Annotated in this window: 17 protein-coding genes; 8 read left to right on the top strand and 9 right to left on the bottom strand. The window is 73.7% G+C overall.

The window, feature by feature from the left end:
- Nucleotides 1–119: 119 nt before the first annotated feature.
- The 4 genes from ACIGXE_RS24565 to ACIGXE_RS24550 all read left to right on the top strand — a co-directional run bounded on the left by ACIGXE_RS24565 (nucleotide 120) and on the right by ACIGXE_RS24550 (nucleotide 4963).
- Nucleotides 120–2345, top strand: a complete 2226-nt coding sequence (locus ACIGXE_RS24565; protein ID WP_399750829.1) for an acetate--CoA ligase family protein — start codon at nucleotides 120–122, stop codon at nucleotides 2343–2345.
- A 14-nt stretch (nucleotides 2346–2359) separates the two neighbouring features.
- Nucleotides 2360–3157 carry an enoyl-CoA hydratase/isomerase family protein gene (locus tag ACIGXE_RS24560; RefSeq protein WP_399750827.1) on the top strand — a complete coding sequence of 266 codons (798 nt, stop codon included), beginning with the start codon at nucleotides 2360–2362 and terminating at the stop codon, nucleotides 3155–3157.
- A gap of 130 nt (nucleotides 3158–3287) precedes the next feature.
- Nucleotides 3288–4298 (top strand): beta-propeller fold lactonase family protein, encoded by a 1011-nt coding sequence (locus ACIGXE_RS24555; protein WP_399750825.1) that lies wholly within the window; start codon nucleotides 3288–3290, stop codon nucleotides 4296–4298.
- 80 nt (nucleotides 4299–4378) lie between these two features.
- Entirely contained in the window at nucleotides 4379–4963 is a 585-nt protein-coding gene (locus ACIGXE_RS24550; RefSeq protein WP_399751082.1) for a flavin reductase family protein, read from the top strand.
- 29 nt (nucleotides 4964–4992) lie between these two features.
- On the opposite strand, the gene ACIGXE_RS24545 is transcribed toward ACIGXE_RS24550, so the two are convergent.
- Both ACIGXE_RS24545 and ACIGXE_RS24540 read right to left on the bottom strand, forming a co-directional pair.
- The gene (locus ACIGXE_RS24545; protein WP_399750823.1) at nucleotides 4993–6321 is read right to left on the bottom strand and encodes an MFS transporter; all 1329 of its coding nucleotides are present in this window, start codon (nucleotides 6319–6321) and stop codon (nucleotides 4993–4995) included.
- A 136-nt stretch (nucleotides 6322–6457) separates the two neighbouring features.
- Entirely contained in the window at nucleotides 6458–7765 is a 1308-nt protein-coding gene (locus tag ACIGXE_RS24540) for an MFS transporter (protein WP_399751080.1), read from the bottom strand.
- A gap of 55 nt (nucleotides 7766–7820) precedes the next feature.
- Here ACIGXE_RS24540 and ACIGXE_RS24535 point away from each other — a divergent pair, with 55 nt between their 5' ends.
- Nucleotides 7821–8816 (top strand): GlxA family transcriptional regulator, encoded by a 996-nt coding sequence (locus ACIGXE_RS24535; RefSeq protein WP_399750821.1) that lies wholly within the window; start codon nucleotides 7821–7823, stop codon nucleotides 8814–8816.
- A gap of 13 nt (nucleotides 8817–8829) precedes the next feature.
- Here ACIGXE_RS24535 and ACIGXE_RS24530 read toward each other — a convergent pair whose 3' ends face one another.
- Nucleotides 8830–9519, bottom strand: a complete 690-nt coding sequence (locus ACIGXE_RS24530) for a TetR/AcrR family transcriptional regulator (protein WP_399750819.1) — start codon at nucleotides 9517–9519, stop codon at nucleotides 8830–8832.
- 100 nt (nucleotides 9520–9619) lie between these two features.
- On the opposite strand from ACIGXE_RS24530, the gene ACIGXE_RS24525 reads away from it, so the two are divergent.
- Complete coding sequence (locus ACIGXE_RS24525; protein ID WP_399750817.1) at nucleotides 9620–10219, top strand: hypothetical protein; 600 nt, start codon at nucleotides 9620–9622, stop codon at nucleotides 10217–10219.
- A complete protein-coding gene (locus ACIGXE_RS24520) occupies nucleotides 10216–11175 on the top strand; it encodes an NAD-dependent epimerase/dehydratase family protein (protein WP_399750815.1) in 960 nt (319 codons plus the stop codon). Before ACIGXE_RS24525 ends, ACIGXE_RS24520 begins: the two co-directional genes overlap by 4 nt.
- A gap of 76 nt (nucleotides 11176–11251) precedes the next feature.
- Here ACIGXE_RS24520 and ACIGXE_RS24515 read toward each other — a convergent pair whose 3' ends face one another.
- Nucleotides 11252–12301, bottom strand: coding sequence for a Zn-dependent alcohol dehydrogenase (locus tag ACIGXE_RS24515; protein ID WP_399750813.1), 1050 nt, complete (start codon nucleotides 12299–12301; stop codon nucleotides 11252–11254).
- The gene (locus ACIGXE_RS24510) at nucleotides 12298–13230 is read right to left on the bottom strand and encodes an SDR family oxidoreductase (RefSeq protein WP_399750811.1); all 933 of its coding nucleotides are present in this window, start codon (nucleotides 13228–13230) and stop codon (nucleotides 12298–12300) included. The genes ACIGXE_RS24515 and ACIGXE_RS24510 overlap by 4 nt, the downstream gene beginning before the upstream one ends.
- Nucleotides 13231–13332: 102 nt before the next feature.
- Between ACIGXE_RS24510 and ACIGXE_RS24505 the strand changes: the two genes are divergently transcribed.
- Nucleotides 13333–14283 carry a cyclase family protein gene (locus ACIGXE_RS24505; protein ID WP_399750809.1) on the top strand — a complete coding sequence of 317 codons (951 nt, stop codon included), beginning with the start codon at nucleotides 13333–13335 and terminating at the stop codon, nucleotides 14281–14283.
- A gap of 158 nt (nucleotides 14284–14441) precedes the next feature.
- Here the strand turns inward: ACIGXE_RS24505 and ACIGXE_RS24500 are convergent, their stop codons facing one another.
- The 4 genes from ACIGXE_RS24500 to ACIGXE_RS24485 all read right to left on the bottom strand — a co-directional run bounded on the left by ACIGXE_RS24500 (nucleotide 14442) and on the right by ACIGXE_RS24485 (nucleotide 18450).
- A complete protein-coding gene (locus ACIGXE_RS24500; RefSeq protein WP_399750807.1) occupies nucleotides 14442–14876 on the bottom strand; it encodes an ATP-binding protein in 435 nt (144 codons plus the stop codon).
- A 378-nt stretch (nucleotides 14877–15254) separates the two neighbouring features.
- Complete coding sequence (locus ACIGXE_RS24495; protein ID WP_399750805.1) at nucleotides 15255–16118, bottom strand: acyl-CoA dehydrogenase family protein; 864 nt, start codon at nucleotides 16116–16118, stop codon at nucleotides 15255–15257.
- An 8-nt stretch (nucleotides 16119–16126) separates the two neighbouring features.
- Nucleotides 16127–17260, bottom strand: coding sequence for an acyl-CoA dehydrogenase family protein (locus ACIGXE_RS24490; protein ID WP_399750804.1), 1134 nt, complete (start codon nucleotides 17258–17260; stop codon nucleotides 16127–16129).
- Entirely contained in the window at nucleotides 17260–18450 is a 1191-nt protein-coding gene (locus ACIGXE_RS24485) for an amidohydrolase family protein (protein WP_399750802.1), read from the bottom strand. The genes ACIGXE_RS24490 and ACIGXE_RS24485 overlap by 1 nt, the downstream gene beginning before the upstream one ends.
- Between the last annotated feature and the right edge of the window lie 112 nt (nucleotides 18451–18562).

Below are 18562 nucleotides of genomic sequence, written 5' to 3'. Positions count from 1 at the left end.
CGCCGACGCCGAAGGTGCCGCGTCACGGCCATTCCTGACAGCCCGTCAGTTCTGTAATCTGACTGAGCGTCAGAGAAAGGAATCGGACGGGAATCGGAACGGACGGGCGGAGCGACACGATGCTTGGATCGACTCACGGCACCTTCACCACAGACCTCCGCGCCCGCGTCGACGCCTGCGGCGAGCAGCCCGCCCGGGCCGTCGTGCACGGCGTCGCCGCCCTCGAGGGCGATACGGACGTCAGCGGGCGCCCGCTGCACGCGCCGGTCCCCGATCTCGACCGCTTCTTCCGGCCCGAGGTGGTCGCCGTGGTCGGCGCCTCCGACACCGAGGGACGGCCCAACACCGGGATCACCCGGCAGCTGCTCGACTGGGCCGAGCGGGTCGGCGCGCGCGTGGTGCCGGTGCACCCGACCCGTAGCGCCGTCTTCGGCATCGACTGCGTGGCCTCGGTGGCGGACCTCGACGGTTCCGTCGACCTCGCCGTCCTCCTCGTCGCCGACCCGCTGCCGGTGATCGAGCAACTGGCCGCGACCAAGGTGAGGTTCGCCGTCGCCTTCGCCTCCGGCTTCGCCGAGACCGGCGAGGCCGGCGCGCGGGCCCAGGAGCGGCTCGCCGCCGCCGTCGGCCGGTCCGGGCTCCGGCTGCTCGGCCCCAACACCAACCTCAACGCCTTCGAGCGCTTCCGCGAGGACCTCGACGGGCCCGCCGTCGCGCTCATCACCCAGTCCGGCCACCAGGGCCGGCCCGTCTTCACCCTGCAGGAGCTGGGCGTCCGGCTCTCGCACTGGGCGCCCACCGGCAACGAGGCCGACCTGGAGACCGCCGACTTCATCTCGTACTTCGCCCACCGGCCCGAGGTCGGGGCCATCGCCTGCTACGTGGAGGGACTGAAGGACGGGCGGTCCTTCCTGCTCGCCGCCGACCAGGCCGCCCGCCGCCGGGTGCCGGTGGTCGCCGTGAAGGTCGGCCGCACCGAGGCCGGGGCCCGGATGGCCGCCTCGCACACCGGCAAGCTCACCGGCGCCGACCAGGTCGTCGACGCGGCCATGCGCCAGTTCGGGGTGATCCGGGTCGACGGGCTCGACCAGCTGCAGGACACCGCGGCGCTGCTCGCCCGGGCCCGCCGGCCGGTCGCCGAAGGAGTCGTCGTCTACTCCATCTCCGGCGGCACCGGCGCCCACTTCTCCGACCTGGCCACCGCCGCCGGCCTCTCCCTGCCGAGGCTCTCGCAGGCCAAGCAGGACGAGCTGCACCAGTGGATCCCGGACTACCTGAGCGTGGCCAACCCGGTCGACAACGGCGGGCACCCGGTGGGCGACTGGCGCGGCCGGAAGATCATCGACGCGATCCTCGCCGACCCGGAGGTGGGGGTGCTGATCTGTCCGATCACCGGCCCCTTCCCGCCCATGAGCGACAAGCTCGCGCAGGACCTCGTCGACGCGGCCGAACGGACCGACAAGCTGATCTGCGTGGTGTGGGGCTCCCCCGTCGGCACCGAGGAGGCCTACCGGACCACCCTGCTCGGCTCCTCGCGGGTGGCCACCTTCCGCACCTTCGGCAACTGCATCGGCGCGGTCAAGGCGTACCTCGACCACCACCGCTTCACCACCGGCTACCGCTCCCCCTTCGACGAGGCCCCGCGCACCCCCTCCCCCTCCTTCCGCAAGGCACAGGCCCTGATGCGGCCCGGCCACCGGCTCAGCGAGCACGCGGCGAAGCAGCTGCTGCGCGCGTACGGGATACGGGTGCCGCGCGAGCAGCTGGTGACCAGCGCCGCCGCGGCCGTACGGGCGGCGGGCCTGGTCGGCTATCCGGTCGTCATGAAGGCCTCGGGACCGCAGCTCGCCCACAAGACGGAGCTGGGCCTGGTGAAGGTCGGCCTGACCTCGGCGAGCCAGATCCGGGACGCCTACCGGGAGTTGACCGACATCGCCCGCTACGAGGGCATCGACCTGGACGGCGTCCTGGTCTGCCAGATGGTGGGGCGCGGGGTCGAGATGGTGGTGGGCGTGACCCACGACCCGCTCTTCGGTCCGACGGTCACGGTCGGGCTCGGGGGCGTCCTGGTGGAGGTCCTGAACGACGCGGCCGTGCGCGTGCCGCCCTTCGGGGAGCGGGAGGCCCGGGACATGCTCGCCGAACTGCGCGGCCGGGCCCTGCTCGACGGGGTGCGGGGCGCGCCGGCGGCCGACGTGGACGCGCTCGTGGAGGTCGTGCTGCGGGTGCAGCGGATGGCGCTCGAACTCGACGGGCTGCTGGCCGAGTTGGACATCAATCCGCTGATGGTGCTGCCGCGCGGGCAGGGGGCGGTGGCCCTGGACGCGCTCGCGGTGTGCCGCTGAGGAGGGGACCGTACGTGGAGGACGTCCTGCACGCCGTCGAGAACGGCGTCTCGTGGATCACGCTCAACCGGCCGGAGGCGATGAACGCCGTCACCTGGGACCAGCGGGAGCGGATCATCGCGCTCCTGGCCGACGCCTCGGCCGACCCGGGCGTACGGGCGGTGGTCGTCACGGCCACCGGGCGGGGCTTCTGCGCGGGCGCGGACCTGCGCGGCGGCCCGCCGACGGCGGCCGAGGGCCGGGAGAGGGTCGCCGGGGACGTCGCGCGGATGATCCGGCAGGGCGCGCAGCGGTTCATCGGGGCCGTACTGGACTGCGAGAAGCCGGTGATCGCGGCGGTGAACGGGACGGCCGCCGGGATCGGGGCGCATCTGGCGTTCGCGTGCGACCTGGTGCTCGCGGCGGAGTCGGCGACGTTCGTCGAGGTCTTCGTGCGGCGCGGGATCGTCCCGGACGGCGGCGGGGCGTATCTGCTGCCGCGCCTGGTGGGGCCGCAGCGGGCGAAGGAGCTGATGTTCTTCGGCGACGCCCTCCCGGCCGCCGAGGCGCGGGCGATGGGCCTGGTCAACCGGGTCGTACCGGCGGAGGACCTGGAGAAGACGGCCCGCGAGTGGGCGGAACGCCTCGCCCAGGGCCCGACCCGGGCCCTGGCCCTCACCAAGCAACTGGTCAACGCCTCCCTGGAGTCCGACCGCGCCACCGCCTTCGCCGCGGAGGCGACGGCCCAGGAGATCTGCATGGCGTCGCGGGACGCGCAGGAGGGGGTGGCGGCGTTCGTGGAACGGCGGACGCCGGTGTACGAGGGACGGTGAGGCGGGGGCGGAGGGCGCCGCGGTTGCGGGTGGGGGGCCGGAGGCACCGCGGTTGCGGTCTTGGGGCCGGAGGCACCGCGGTTGCGGGTGGGGGCGGACGCGCGATCCTGGGAGAGGGGCAGGAGGCGCCATGAGCACCCGCTCTTCCCGTCGGCATCGTGCGGCCCGGCTCGCGTCGGCCGTCCTTCTCGCCCTCGCGGGCGCGCTGGTGGCCCCGACGACGGCGACGTCCGTGACGTCGCCGACTCCCCCACCCGCGCGGCCGTACGTCACCGTCCCCGGCCGCCCGTACGGCATCGCGCTGACGTCCGACGGGAGTCACGCCTACGTCACCGCGTACGAGGAGGCCCGCGTGACGGTGGTCGACACGGCTGCCCGGAAGGTCGTCGCCCGTATCCCCGTCGGCCTCCGACCGGTCGACGTGGCGCTCACGCCCGACGGCCGGCGCGCCTACGTCTCCAACGCCGGGTCGGACGACGTGTCGGTGGTCGACACGGCGAGCGGCACGCGGGTCGCCGACATCCGCGTCGGCGAGGAACCGCGGGGGCTGGCGATCAGCGCCGACGGCCGGCGCGCCTATGTCGCCGACGCGTTCTCGAACTCCGTCTCCGTGATCGACACGACGACGGGCAGGAAGACCGCCGACATCAAGGTCGGCAGCACACCCGTCGACGTGGCGGTCTCTCCCGACGGGCGGCGGGTGTACGTCACCAACAACGGTTACGGGACGCCCGCCTCCCTGTCGGTGATCGACACGGCGACGGACAGGGTCGTCGGATGGCCGGGCCGCATCGGGAACTTCACGGCCGGGGTGGCCGTGACGCCGGACGGGCAGCGTCTCTACGTCACCGACCAGGGGGGCACCGTGTCCGTGGTCGACACGGGCACCGGAAAGGTGACCGCCGGGCCGATCCCGGTGGGGCTGAAGCCCACCGACATCGTGATGAGCGCCGACGGCGGACGCGTCTACGTCGCGAACGTCCAGTCGAAGACGCTGTCCGTGATCGACACGAGCACCGACAAGGTGGTCGGGACGATCGGGGTCGGCGGCTTCCCCGACCGGGTCGCGCTGACCCGGGACGGCCACCGCGCCTACGTCACGATCTCCTCCAGTGATGCCGTCCGGGTGCTCGACCTCTGACCGGCGCGACGGACCGACCCGCGGGGGTTCTCATCTGACGCCCCGTCAGCTTCAATGACGGTGTGATGGGACACGCTGGGATGGCGGCCACCGCCGTCCGATACCTCAGGTCGGCCGGAGCGCCCACGGCCGTGGAAGCCCTGCCCCGCCCCGCGCTCCGGGCGGTCCGGGACGACGAGCGGCTGCCCGTCGATCCGGCCGAGTTCCGCCGCGTGCTCGGGCACTTCGCGAGCGGCGTCACGATCGTGACCGCGCTCGACGCCGACGGACCGGCGGGCTTCGCCTGCCAGTCCTTCGCCTCGCTGTCGCTCGACCCGCCGCTGGTCGCCTTCATGGTCGCCCGTACGTCCACGACCTGGCCCCGGATCGCCCGCGCCGGGCGCTTCTGCGTCAACATCCTGGGGGCGGGACAGGGCGGCCTGTGCCGGGCGTTCGCGGTGAGCGGCGCCGACAAGTTCGCGGGCGTGGACTGGGTCCCGGCCCCGTCGACCGGCTCACCCCGCCTCCCTGACGCCCCGGCCTGGGTGGACTGCGTGATCGCCGCGGTCCACACGGGCGGCGACCACCTCATCGTGGTGGGCCGGGTGGAGGCACTGGGCGCCCCCGGGGAGGACGGGGACCCGCTGCTCTTCCACCGGGGCCGCTTCGGCCGGTTCGCCGGCTGACCTCACACCGGGACGCCCCAGCCCGCCCCCTACACCGCCGGAAGTGCCCGGGCCCCCGGTCGGCGGATCACCAGGGCCATCAGGGCCGCCGCCGCGCACAGGGCGCCCGAGGCGTACCAGACGATGTCGTAGGAGCCGAAGACGTCGCGGGCGACGCCGCCCGCGAAGGCGATGACGGCGGCGCCGACCTGGTGGGAGGCGAGGACCCAGCCGAAGACGATGGCGCTGTCGGCGCCGTAGTGCTCACGGCACAGCGCGATGGTCGGCGGGACGGTGGCGACCCAGTCGAGGCCGTAGAAGACGATGAAGAAGATCATCGGAGGGTGCACGGCCGGGGCGAGGAGCATCGGCAGGAAGAGGAGCGAGACGCCGCGCAGGGCGTAGTAGACGGCGAGCAGCCGGCGCGGCGCGAAGCGGTCGGTGAACCAGCCGGAGGCGATCGTGCCGACGACGTCGAAGACCCCGATGACCGCGAGGAGTCCGGCCGCCGCCTGGACGGGCATGCCGTGGTCATGGGCCGCGGGCACGAAGTGGGTCTTGACCAGGCCGTTCGTCGAGGCGCCGCAGATCGCGAAGGTACCGGCGAGCAGCCAGAAGGGGCCGGTGCGGGCCGCCTTGAGAAGGACGGTGACCGCGCGGCGGGCGGCGCCGGTCACGGGCGCGGGCTTCTCCGCGTACTCCCCGCCGTACGGGGCGAGGCCGACGTCCGCCGGGTGGTCGCGGAGCAGCAGCCAGACGAACGGGACGACGGCGAGCGCGGCCAGGGCGACGGTCACGGCGGCCGGGCGCCAGCCGTGGTGCTCGACCAGCCAGGACAGCAGCGGCAGGAAGATCAGCTGGCCGGAGGCGCCGGCCGCCGTGAGGATGCCGGTCACCAGACCGCGCCTCGCCACGAACCAGCGGTTGGTGACGGTCGCCGCGAAGGCGAGGGCCATGGAGCCGCTGCCGAGGCCGACGAGGACGCCCCAGTAGAGGACCAGCTGCCAGGTGGCCGTCATCCACACCGTGAGGAGCGAGCCGAGCGCGATGACGCTCAGCGCCACCGCGACGACCCGGCGGATGCCGAACCGGTCCATGAGGGCGGCGGCGAAGGGCGCCGTCAGGCCGTACAGCGCCAGGTTCACCGACACCGCGAAGCCGATCGCGCCGCGCGACCAGTGGAACTCGCCGTGCAGCGGCTCGATGAGCAGGCCGGGCAGGGACGCGAAGGCCGCCGCGCCGATGATCGTGACGAAGGTGACGGCGGCGACGAACCACCCGCGGTGCACGCGCGGCGTCCGGAGGGGGCCGGCGGGGGGACGGGCGGAGGAGGCGGGCGTCTCGGGCGTCTCGGTTGTCTGGGTCACGTCATTCAGCATGGCGAGCGGAGCCCTCACCCACCATTGGCCCGAACGACAGCTTTCCAACGGATCAGGCCATGGGACCGCCCGGGCGCGCCGGCCAGGCGGGGACCACCTGGCCCCGCCTTGCCTACCCCCACGGCCCGGCCCCCCGTCACGCCCCGGCCGTCGCCCTCGGGAGCGTCCTGATCGGGCGCACCGCCAGCAGCGCCGCCACCACGAGCACGGCGATGCCCGCCCCCGCCAGCAACAGCCGTTCCGTGCCCACCAGGGCCGCGACCGGCCCGGACAGGGCCCGGCCGACGCCCATCATCAGCAGGGATCCGGCCACGTCGTACGCGTGCATCCGGTTCAGCGCGTCCTGCGGGACGTGCGTCTGGACCGAGGTCGACCACATGACCAGCCAGAAGGCGAAGGCCGCGCCGCCGACGAACTGGCCCGCGCCGAGCAGCGGCACCGGCGAGCCCGTCCCGAGCAGCAGCAGGTTCACCGGCAGGCCGAGCAGGGCGATCGCACCGGCCGCGAGCGGGCGGACCGGGCGCAGCCGCAGCGCGAGCAGGCCGCCGACCGCGCTGCCCGCGCCGTTGACCGCCATGAGCACGCCGTACGTGGCCGAGCCGTGGTCCTCGGTCACCAGGCTCGCGGTGAGCGGCACCATCGGGCCCGCCACGGTCAGCCCGTAGACCGTCCAGATGGCGATGACCCCCCACAGCCAGCTCCGGGAGCGGAACTCACGCCAGCCGAGGGCCAGTTCGGCGGTCATCGAACCGCGTCGGATGCCGTCGGAGGGGACGGGGGCGATCCGCATGAGGAGGAAGCAGACCGCGCTGACCGCGAAGACGGAGGCGTTGACGGCCCAGGCCGCGCCCGCGTTCCACACGGCGACGAGCAGACCGGCGAGGGCCGGGCCCGCCATGGTCATCAGGGCCTCGACGACCCGCAGGACGGCGTTGGCGCGCTGCACGTCGGAGGCGATGCGGGGGATCGTGGAGGCGACGCCGGGCTGGAAGAGCGCGGCGCCGACGCCGCTGACCACGGACAGCACGTACACGGCCCACAGCGGCGGGCTGCCGAGCGCGAAGGTGACCGCGAGGAGCACCGTGCCGGGCAGCCGGAGCAGATCGGCGGCGATCATCATGCGGCGGGCGGTGAAGCGGTCGGCCAGCACCCCGCCGAAGAGCACGAAGCAGGCGAAGGCCGCAGTCCACAGTCCGAGCGCGTAGCCGACGGAGGAGCCGGGGTGCCCGGCGCCGATGAGTCCGGCGGCGAAGGCGACCGGGACCATGCCCTCGCCGAGGACGGCGACCGCGCGGGCGACGAAGAAGAGCCGGAAGTTGCGACTCCACAGGGCGGGCGGCTCGGCCGGCGCCGATGCGGGGGCCGGCGTGGCCGCGGGGGCCGGCCGCGGTACGGGAATCCGCTCGGCGGCCTCAGACTTGTACGTGTTGTCCGTCACGAACAGACACACGTACCAGCACGTGGTCTGGACCACCACTGTTTTACGGAGGGATCTCACCGTGCGATCCGTGCGACCCCTGCGGCCCCATCGCGTCGCCGTCCTCGCCCTCCCCGGCCTCCTGCCGTTCGAACTGGGCATCCCGCACCGGATCTTCGGCCGCGCCAAGGACCCCGAGGGGCGGCCGCTGTACGAGATCGTGACCTGCGGGACCGCCCCCGGGCCGGTGCCGACCGACGCGGACTTCGCCGTGCACGTCGAGCACGGCCCCGAGATCCTGGCCACCGCGGACACGGTGGTGGTGCCCGCCTCGTACGAGCTCGGGCCGGTGTACGAGGAGGGCCGGCTCACCGGGGAGCTGGCGGCGGCCCTCGCGCACGTGCGGCCCGGCACGCGGCTCGTGTCCATCTGCACCGGCGGGTACGTGCTGGCCGCCGCCGGCTTCCTGGACGGGCGCCCGGCCACCACCCACTGGGCCTCCGCCGACCACTTCCAGCGGCTCTTCCCGAAGGTGCGGGTGGACGCGGACGTGCTGTTCGTGGACGACGGGGACGTGCTCACCTCCGCCGGTGTCGCCGCGGGCATCGACCTGTGTCTGCACATCGTGCGCCGCGACCACGGCACGGGCGTCGCCAACGAGGTGGCCCGGCGCACCGTCGTGCCCCCGCACCGGGACGGCGGGCAGGCGCAGTACATCGCGCGGCCGCTGCCCGAGCCGGGGACGTCGACCACGACCGCGGCCCGGGCCTGGGCACTGGCCCACCTGCACGAGCCGATCCAGCTGCGGGACCTGGCGGTACGGGAGTCGATGAGCGTGCGGACCTTCACCCGCCGCTTCCGCGAGGAGGTCGGCGTCAGCCCCGGCCAGTGGCTCACCCAGCAGCGCGTGGAACGGGCCCGGCACCTCCTGGAGTCGACCGACCTGCCGGTCGACCAGATCGCCCACGACTCCGGCTTCGGCACCGCCCAGTCGCTGCGGGTGCACCTGCAGACCGCCATCGGGGTGACCCCGACGGCCTACCGGCGCACCTTCCGCGCGGCGGGCTCACCGGCCTGATCACCGGCGGGGGTCAGCCCCGCGCCCGCCCCGCGACGCCGTCCAGGACCCGGTCGAGGTTCCACGTGAACTGCTCGTCCGAGACGTACGCGGCGATCGTGTCCGCGGCTTCGGCGGTGCGCGGGTAGAGGCCGGCGGGGACGGCGCGGAGTTGTTCGCGGCGGGCCGCGACCCGCTCCTCGACCGGTGGGGCCGGTGCGGGGGTGGGGAGTTCGGCGGCCTCCAGGGCGATCGCGCCGAGGACCTGGACGATCAGCAGGTAGGAGGCGCGGGCGGCCTCGGTCGGGTCGAGGCCGGCGTCCGCGAGGACCGTGAGGAGCGCTTCGCCGAGCGCGAGGGCGTTCGGGCCGTCCATCGGGCCGGAGAGCAGCAGGGTGACCGCTCCGGGGTGGGCCAGCAGGCGGCGGCGCAGGTCGGCGGCGAGGGCGTGGACGCGGTCCCGCCAGGGCGTGTCGCGGTCGGCGAGCGCCGCGAGGTCGGTCTCGCCGAGCAGGTGCTCGACCACCGCGCCGACCACCGCGGCCCGGTCCGGGAAGTAGGTGTAGACGGCGTTCGGCGCGAGTCCCAGTTCGGCGGCGATCCCCCGGATGCTCACCGCGTCGGCGCCGCGGCCGCCGAGCAGCCGGATGGCCGCCGCGACCACCTCGTCCTCGCCGACCGCCCGCTTGCGGCCCCGCTTCGCCGACGGCGTGTCCTGTGCCATCCGTAACGCCTCCTCGTCCGTCCTGCCTCGACACCTTGACGGCTCATTTTTGCACGGCGTACATTAATTGCACGGCGTACAGAAATTGGAGGTGGCCCTGATGCGCGTCCTCATCCGCGTCCCCCAGCGGCCCGCACCGCGGGCCTGGATCCGGTGGACGGCCGGTTTCCTGGCGTTCCCGATCGCCGGTCTCGCCGGCCGCGCGGCGGCCGGTCCGGTCGACGGCGCGACGAGCGCCCTGGTGGGCGGGGTCGTGACCGGGGCGGTGATCGGCGCCGGACAGGCGCTCGTCTCGTCCGGCCGGCTGAGCCCGCCGCGCTGGTCCGCCGCCACCGCCGCCGGCAGCGGGCTCGGACTGCTGCTCGGCTCCACCCTGGTGGACCACCGGACCGACCTCGGCTCGCTGGCGCTCATGGGCGCCGTCGAAGGCGTCCTGCTCGGCCTGGCCCAGGCCTGCGCCCTGCCGCGGGCCACCCGGCTACGGTGGCTATGGGCGGCGGCGACGCCGTTCCTGTGGGCCGCCGGCTGGACGGTGACCACCCTCGCCGGAGTCGGGGTGGACGCGCGGTTCACGGTCTTCGGCGCCACCGGCGCGCTCACCTTCTCCGCCCTCTCCGGCGTCCTGCTCCACGGACTCCTGCCCGCCACCCGTCCCGGCCGGACCACCGGTCCGGGCTCACTCCGCGAGGTCGACGCATGAAGCACACCAGCACGCCCCGTCACGTGATCTTCGGCTCCGGCGCCGTGGGCACGGCCGTCGCCGAGGCGCTGGTCCGCCGCGGCGAGTCCGTGCGGGTGGTCAACCGGTCCGGACGCGCGGACGTCCCCGACGGGGTCGAGGTGGCCGCCGGCGACGCGGCCGATCCCGCCTTCGCCACCGCCGTCGCGGCCGGCGCGGCCGTCGTCTACCAGGCGCTCAACCCGCCCTACCACCGCTGGCCACAGGAGTTCCCGGCACTCCAGGCCGGGGTGCTCGCCGCGGCCGAGGCGGCCGGCGCCCGGATGGTGTCGATGGACAACGTCTACAGCTACGGGGCGCCCGACGGCCGCCCGTTCACCGAGAAGACCCCCGAGGCCGCGACCACCCGCAAGGGCCGGCTCCGCGGCCGGATGGCCCGGGACCTGCTCGACGCGCACCGGGCCGGGCGCGTGGAGGTGGCGATCGGGCGCGCCTCCGACTACTTCGGGCCGCGCGGCGGCAAGCAGTCCAACCTCGGCGACCTGGTCTTCCCGGCCCTCCTCGCCGGCCGCACCGCCACCGTCCTCGGCGATCCGGACCAGCCGCACACGTACACCTTCATCCCCGACATCGGGGAGGCGCTGGCCCTGCTGGGCAGCCACCCCGACGCCCCGGGCCACGTCTGGCACCTGCCCAACGACCCGCACACCCGCACCACCCGCGAGCTCGTCGACCTGGCCCACCGCGCCACCGGCCGGACCGGCGCCGCCCGGCTGCGCCGGCTGCCGACCTTCGCGCTGTACGCGATGGGCGCGGTGAACCCCACGGTGCGCGAACTCATCGAGATGCGCTACGAGTTCGCCGAGCCGTTCGTCGTCGACTCCGGCCTCGTCCGGGACCGGCTCGGCGCCGTCGCCACCCCGGCCGAGGAGGCGCTGGAGCGGACGGTGGCGGCCTACCGCGCCCGCGGGAGGTGAGCCCTCGGGGCCGGCCGCGGGAGGGGAGCCCTCTGGAGCCGGCCCCGGGAAGGCCGGCCCTGGGGAAGGCGGGTGCTCAGAAGGTGAGCACGCCGCGGGCCACCTTCCCCTGCTCCATGTCCTCCACCGCCCGGGCGAAGTCCTCCACCGGGTAGGTGGTGGTGACGAGTTCGTCGAGGAGGAGGCGGCCGGTCCGGTAGAGCTCGGCGTAGAGCGCGATGTCCTTCTGCGGCCGGGAGGAGCCGTAGCGGCAGCCCAGGATCGACTTGTCGAGGAACATCGCGGCGGGCAGGAAGCTCGCCTCGGCCTTCGGCGCGGTCATGCCGAGCAGGATCGCCTGGCCGTGCCGGTCGAGCAGGTCGACGGCGGCGCGGACGAGCGCGGTGTGTCCGACGCACTCGAAGACGTGGTCGGCTCCGGTGGGCAGGATCTCCCGTACGGCCTCGGTGGACGTCAGGAAGTGCGTGGCGCCGAACTGCCGGGCCGGGCCCTCCTTGGCCGGGTTGGTGTCGACGGCGACGATCGTGGTGGCGCCGGCGATGCGGGCGCCCTGGAGCACGTTGAGGCCGATACCGCCGGTGCCGATGACGACGACGGTCTCGCCGTGGTCGACCCTGGCGCGGTTGAGCACGGCGCCGACCCCGGTGAGGACGCCGCAGCCCATGAGGGCGGCCGAGGTGAGGGGGATGGTGTCGGGGATCTTCACGGCCTGGACGGCCTTGACGACGGTCCGCTCGGCGAAGGAGGAGTTGGACGCGAACTGGAACAGCGGCGTGCCGGCCCGGGAGAACGGCTGTCGCGGCATGCCGATCGCCTTGCGGCACATGGTGGGGCGGCCGCGGTCGCAGTCGGCGCAGGCGCCGCAGTTCGCGAGCGTGGACAGGGCGACGTGGTCGCCGGGGGCGACATGGCCGACGCCGGGCCCGACGGCCGCCACGACGCCGGCGCCCTCGTGCCCGAGGACCACCGGCGGGGGGAAGGGGATCGTGCCGTCGACGACGGACAGGTCGCTGTGGCAGAGCCCCGCGGCCGCGATGCCGACGAGCACCTCGCCCGGGCCGGGGTCGCGGACCTCCAGGTCGTCGACCACCCGGACCCGCTTCCCGTCGAAGACGACGCCCCTCATGATCCGTTCTCCTTACGGGAGTTGGGGCGGTCGCCGGCGGCCGCCGCACGGGCCATCTCCTCCAGCTGCCGGAGCATCGGCATCGGGTCGATGCCCACCGTCCCGGGCAGGAAGTCCGCGATCCGCTCCGGCGTCCAGGCGCCGCCCTCCGCATAGCCGGCGCGCAGCTCGCGCGGCTGCGCCCACACCGCGATCTTGGGGCCGGCGATCGTGTACACCTGGCCGGTGATCCGCTCCGCCCTGGCCCGGTCGGAGAGGAGGTAGACGACGAGGGCGGCGACGTCCTCGGGCTCCCCGATCTCCTTGAGCTCCATCGGGACGTTGGCCGACATCCGGGTGCGGGCCACCGGAGCGACGGCGTTGGCCGTCACGCCGTACTTGTGCAGCCCGAGCGCCGCGCTGCGGACCAGGGAGATGATGCCGCCCTTGGCCGCCGAGTAGTTGGCCTGGGCGACCGAGCCCTGGTGGTTGCCGCTGGTGAAGCCGATGAGCGTGCCGGAACCCTGCCGGCGCATCACGGCGGAGGCGGCCCGGAAGAGGGTGAAGGTGCCCTTCAGATGGGTGGCGACGACGGGGTCCCACTCCTCCTCGGACATGTTGAAGAGCATCCGCTCGCGCAGGATGCCCGCCACGCAGACGACCCCGTCGACCCGCCCGTACTCGGCGAGCGCCACGTCCACCACGCGCTGTCCGCCCGCCATCGTCGAGATGTCGTCGGCCACGGCCACGGCCGCGCCGCCCGCCGCCTCGATCTCCTTGACGACGGACTCGGCGATCTCGCTCGTCGGCTCGCCGCCCTCGATGGAGACGCCGTAGTCGTTGACGACGACCTTGGCGCCCTCCGCCGCGCAGGCGAGGGCGACCGCGCGGCCGATCCCCCGGCCCGCGCCCGTCACGGCGACGACCTTCCCTGCCAAGAAGTTCCCCACGCCCGGCCCCTTCCCGCGGTTTCTGACGGTCCGTTAGATTCAACCGTCGACAGGATTCTACGACCCGTCAGATACCGGAAAACAAGACCTCGGAGGCGCCCGATGTCATTCCCACCCCCTCACCCCGAGGCACTCCACCCCGCGTTCCACGACATCGCCAAGCGCGTCAACAACTGGGGCCGCTGGGGGCAGGACGACGAGATCGGCACGCTCAACCTGATCACCGACGAGGTGGTGCGGGAGGCCGCCGCGACCGTCCGCTCCGGCCGCCGCGTGCCGCTCGCCGTCGCCCTCCAGCAGGACGGCGTGCAGACCGGCATGATCCCCGGCCGGGTCAACCCGCTGCACGTCATGGTCCAGATCAACCAGGAGCTCTTCGGCCCCGGTACCGTCGCCACCAGCGACGACGCCGTCACCATGGGCCTCCAGGCGGGCACCCACTGGGACGCCCTCACCCATGTCTCGCACTCCGGCCGGATCTACAACGGACGTCCCGCCGCGAGCATCACCCCGCACGGGCGCTCCGAGTTCAGCGGCATCCACACCGCACGGCACATCGTCAGCCGCGGCGTCCTGCTCGACGTGGCGGCCGCCAAGGGCGTCGACCGGCTGCCCGGCGACCACGCCGTCACCCCCGAGGACCTGGACGAGGCCGCCGAGTTCGGCGGGGTCACCGTGCGGGCCGGTGACGTCGTCCTCGTACGCACCGGGCAGATCCGGCTCTGCCTGGCCGGCGACAAGCACGGCTACGCGTTCCCGTCACCCGGCCTGTCCGTCCGTACGCCCGAGTGGTTCCACGCGCGGGACGTGGCGGCGGTCGCCAACGACACCCTGACCTTCGAGATCTTCCCGCCGGAGATAGCGGACCTGTGGCTGCCGGTGCACGCCCTCGACCTGGTGGAGATGGGCATGCTCCAGGGGCAGAACTGGAACCTGGAAGAGTTGTCCACAGCCTGTGCGGAAGCGCGCCGCTACGCCTTCCTGCTCTCCGCCATGCCCGAGCCCTTCGTGGGCGGCACGGGCACGCCGGTGGCCCCCGTCGCCGTGCTCTGACCGGAAGGAACCGCGGGTGGCGGCGCACTCGCGCGCGCCCCGAGCACGGCACGACCGCCGCCACCCGTCACGACCCGCGCTCGTCGAGGGGCCACGCCCCTCGACTCCCCTCACAGAACGAATCGCTCACCCAAGGGTGATCAATTCACCACGAACCGTCAACAGTGCACCCGGGAGGGTGACACCTGCGGGACCGGCCCCGCGCCCGGCGCGCGGTCCACCTCGCACCAGATGCTCTTGCCCGTGCCCTCGCGCTGCCAGCCCCAGCGGTCCGCCAGGCCGTCCACCAGCTCCAGGCCCCGCCCGTTGGTGTCCTCGCCGGCCGCGTGCCGGGGCTGCGGCGGGCGGTCGCTCCGGTCGGCGACCTCGACCCGCACCCCGCCACCGCCGAACAGCATCCGCAGCACGGCCGGACAGCCCGTGTGCACCACGGCGTTGGTCACGAGCTCGGAGATGAGCAGCACCAGCGTCTCGGCCAGCGACTCGTCGTCCTCTATCCCCGAGCCGGCCAGCCGTGACCGCGCCCACCGCCGGGCGCGCCCCACCTCTGCCGGGTCCGGCCCGACCTCCAACTGAACCTGAAGCACCTGCACCGTTCACACCATCCGAACCGGCGTCCTCGACGACCTAACGGAACGTGATTCCCTTGTGAGACAGCATGGTTGACGTACAGTCACCGCAACAAGCGCTTCGGGCATATTCCAGCGCGAAGGAGTACGCATGGTCCATACTGTGCGACGCACGTTGCGGGGAGTCGAACAGAGGCGCGCCTGAGGCCGCCCGGGGGCGCGAGCGGCGGGCATTCCCGACCGCGGAGCCGCCGCAGGGGCGGCACCGGCGCGATCCGGTCCCACAAGCACTCGCATCTCACGGAGCGTACCGGAGCCGGAGGGTGACTCCGGCCCGTGACGACCCCGCCGGAGGACACAACCCGATATCGACGCTGCGTGACCCCGCGAGCACCCCGGCGGCTACAACGCGGCCGCCACCAGCTCCTCCGCCGCCGCCCCCGACCCGGAGCGCCCGGCCCGTACCCACGCCCGTTTCAGATGCAGGTGCACGTCGGCCTCCCAGGTGAAGCCCATGCCCCCGTGCACCTGGAGGCAGTCGCGGGCACCGTCGACCGCGGCCTCGTCGGCGAGCAGCCGCGCCCCGGCGATCTCGGCCGGATCGCCCGTGACGGCGGCCGCGTAGACGGCGGCGCGGGCGACTTCCGTTCGTACGAGCATCTGCGCGCACAGGTGCTTGACGGCCTGGAAAGCGCCGATCACCTGTCCGAACTGCTCGCGGCTCCGGGCGTGGGCGACGGCCAGCTCGGTGGTCCGGCCCGCGCTGCCGAGCTGCTCGGCGGCGGTGAGCAGGGACGCCTCGTCGCCGAGCGGCGCGGCGGCCCGGGGCAGCCGGTGCAGGGGCGTCAGCGGATCCACGGACCGGATCGGAGCGGCCCCCGCGGTCGGGCCCAGCACCACGTCCGCCGCGTCCAGCCACTCGACGAGCTCCCCGTCGGCTCCGGCGACCACGACCTCCCCCTCCGCCGCCCCGGCCACCCGCCCCGCCGCCAGGTGCGTGGCGAGCAGCGGTCCCGGCAGCAGCGCCCGGCCCGCCTCCTCGAAGAGGAGCACCGCCTCGGGCAGCCCGAGCCCCACGCCGCCCTCGTCCTCGGGCAGCCGCAGCGCGAAGAAGCCGGCCGCGCCGAGCTCGCGCCACAGCGCCCGGTCGAGCACGCCGCCCGCGTCGACCGCGGCCCGCAGCGCGTCCCGGGGGAAGCGGCGGTCGAGCAGCTCCCGCACCCCGCGCCGCAGCGCCCGCTGGTCCTCGGTGAGTCGGAAGTCCATGCGGCGGTTCACCGGCCCTTCGGCAGGCCGAGGATGCGCTCGGCGACGATGTTCTGCTGGATCTGCGAGGTGCCCGCGGCGATCGTGTACGACAGCGAGGACAGCCGGTCCAGGGTCCAGTCGCGTCCCAGGTCGAGCGCGTCGGGACCGAGGACGGCGGCGGCCGTGTCGTACAGCTCCTGGCGGGCGTGCGAGTAGCGCAGCTTGAAGACGGAGCCGCCGACGCCGGGGACGCCGCCGGTGGCCTGGGCCTCGCTGACGTTCCACTGGGTGAGCCGCCACAGTGCCTGGAACTCGGCGCCGAGCCGGCCGAGCCGGCGGCGCAGCACGGGGTCGTCCCAGCGCCCGTTCTTGCGGGCGGTCCGGGCGAGTTCGCCGAGGACGCGCCGGCAGGCGACGACCTCGCCGACGAAGGCGGTGCCGCGTTCGAAGGACAGGGTCACCATGGTGACCCGCCAGCCGTCGTTCTCCTCCCCCACCCGGTTCGCCACCGGCACCCGCACCTCGTCGAGGAACATCTCGGCGAACTCGGCCGACCCGGCGAGCGTCCGCAGCGGCCGCACCGTGAGGCCGGGGGCGTCCATGGGCATCGCGAGCCAGGTGATGCCGCGGTGCTTCGGCGCGTCCGGGTCGGTGCGTACGAGGAGTTCGCACCAGTCGGCGACCTCGGCGTGCGAGGTCCAGATCTTCTGGCCGGTGACGACGTACGCGTCCCCGTCCCGTACCGCCCGGGTGCGCAGCGAGGCCAGGTCGGAGCCGGCCTCGGGCTCGCTGAAGCCCTGGCACCAGACCTCGTCGCCGCGCAGCACCGGCTCCAGCCAGCGCGCCCGCTGCCCGGGGGTGCCCTCGGCGGCGATCGTGGGTCCGGCGTGCAGGAGCCCGACGAAGTTGGCGCCGACGTACGGGGCTCCGGCGCGCTCGGTCTCCTCCAGGAAGATCAGCCGCTGGGTCGGGGAGGCGTCCCAGTGGACGTGCCCGTACCCGGCGTCGTACAGCCGCCGCTGCCAGCCGCAGTCGTAGGCGCGCCGGGTCGGCCAGTCGAGCGGGTCGGGCCGGTCCGGCAGGCTGGGCAGCTCGGCGGCCAGCCACTCCCTCAGCCGGGCCCGGAACTCCTCCTCTTCCTCCGTGAAGGCCAGGTCCATCAGACGATTCCGAGGTCGAGCATGCGGATGGCGTTGCCGCGCATCAGCTTGTAGACGGTCTCGTCGTCGAGGCCCTTCACGTGGTCGAGGGCGACCTCCTTGGTGTGCGGGAAGGTCGAGTCGACGTGCGGGTAGTCGGTCTCGAAGGTGGCGTTGTCGCGGCCGACGACGTCGAGCGAGGCGATGCCGTGCTTGTCGCGGAAGAAGCAGCAGAAGATCTGCCGGTAGTAGTAGGTGGACGGGGGCTCGGGGATCAGGTCGCGCACGCCGCCCCAGGCGCGGTGCTCCTCCCAGACGTCGTCGGCGCGTTCCAGCGCGTACGGGATCCAGCCCATCTGTCCCTCGCTGTAGGCGAGCTTGAGCCGCGGGAACCTCACCAGCACCCCGCTGAAGAGGAAGTCCATCATCGAGGCCATCGCGTTGTTGAAGCTCAGCGAGGCCTGGACGGCGGGCGGCGCGTCGGGGGAGGCGGCCGGCATCTGACTGGAGGAGCCGATGTGCATGTTGACCACGGTCCCGGTCTCCTGGCAGACCGCGAAGAAGGGGTCCCAGTAGCCGGAGTGGATGGACGGCAGGCCGAGGTGGGTCGGGATCTCGGAGAAGGTCACGGCCTTCACCCCCCGGGCCGCGTTGCGCCGGATCTCGGCGACGGCCAGGTCGATGTCCCACAGCGGGATGATGCAGAGCGGGATGAGGCGTCCGGCGCTGTCGCCGCACCACTCCTCGACCATCCAGTCGTTGTAGGCGCGGACGCAGGCGAGGGCGACCTCCTTGTCCTTCGCCTCGGCGAAGGTCTGCCCGCAGAAGCGCGGGAAGGTCGGGAAGCAGAGCGAGGCCTCGACGTGGTTGAGGTCCATGTCGGCGAGCCGCGCCGCGGGGTCCCAGCAGCCGCGCCGCATCTCCTCGCGGGTGATCCCCTCCAGGGTCATGTCGTCGCGGTCGAAGCCGACGGCGGCGATGTTGCGCTTGTACGGGAACCTGAGGTCCTCATAGATCCACCAGTCGGTGGGCGGTCCGTCGGGGTCCATCGTGATCTGGTACTTGCCGCCGATGTACGCGAGCTCGCCGATGCCGGCCGTCAGGGGCCGGGGGCCCCGGTCCCGGTACCTGGCCGGCAGCCAGGTCTCGAAGAGATGCGCGGGCTCGATCACGTGGTCGTCGACGCTGATGATGCGGGGCAGTTCCGTCATGACCCCTCCGATTTCTGATGACCCGTCAGATACGGGTCCGGCATCAGGCTAGCCCCGACCCCCTGGACCGACAAGGACCGGCCCTCTACGCTCTCCGCACGATCTGACGGAC

The sequence above is a fragment of the Streptomyces sp. NPDC053431 genome (genome assembly GCF_044544925.1).
Taxonomy (GTDB): domain Bacteria; phylum Actinomycetota; class Actinomycetes; order Streptomycetales; family Streptomycetaceae; genus Streptomyces.
The sequence above is the reverse complement of the archived record's forward strand: the minus strand, read 5'-3'. Positions and strand labels throughout refer to the sequence as shown.